Here is a 664-nt window from a genome sequence, read left to right as displayed (position 1 = left end):
TAATGGGTTGCAGCTTGCCACCGTTAGGTGGAATAGGTGCTTGTTATCAACATATTATTCATCTACTAAATCAGCCAAACGATCCATTGCAGGTTGCAAGTCTTCAGGGATACCTTCTTCCCAAGAAGGCACATCCAATGCAATACCATCTAAAGCAGTAAACATTTCTTGGGGAATGGGAATCTTAAATTCCGAAGGATTCAAACTTGCAGTCCAGTCATATCCATCTTGATACGAATCATGACAAGGATTGAAAGCGTAGCGTTGGTTCCTGTAAAATCCTGCTGTGTAATTCTGTTCAATTGTTTGGATGATGTCATAATCTTCAAGATACCAACTATGAGTATTTTCACATTCCTCACGGTTTACAAACTGTTTGCTGAAATCTGGAGCCATCCGCCAATAAAGTAGCAGGCATGTTCCTTTGTCTGTATCGGGCTGCTCGACAATCCATTGGATAACTTTCTTAGGATTATCAAAATTCCAGCTTAGAGCCAGCATTTGGCGAATTTCTGAATCATGTTTCTTTAAGTAATCAATGATGAGTTCAGCACTCAGTTCATCGTAAACGTCTTCATCAATACGTTTATCACCCCAATCGTAATTTTCGTCTAAAAGTTTGTTTATAAAGTCCATAATTGTAATTTATTAATTTGTTGATAAT

General features: G+C 38.0%; 1 protein-coding gene. It reads right to left on the bottom strand.

What is annotated here, in order from left to right; translation table 11 throughout:
* Positions 1–54 precede the first annotated feature (54 nt).
* Positions 55–636: a DUF4274 domain-containing protein gene (locus DWZ47_RS30290; RefSeq protein ID WP_016662389.1), complete on the bottom strand. Its 582-nt coding sequence runs from the start codon at positions 634–636 to the stop codon at positions 55–57.
* Between the last annotated feature and the right edge of the window lie 28 nt (positions 637–664).

The sequence above is a fragment of the Bacteroides sp. AF32-8BH genome (genome assembly GCF_003435205.1).
Lineage (GTDB): Bacteria > Bacteroidota > Bacteroidia > Bacteroidales > Bacteroidaceae > Bacteroides > Bacteroides ovatus.
The sequence above is the reverse complement of the archived record's forward strand: the minus strand, read 5'-3'. Positions and strand labels throughout refer to the sequence as shown.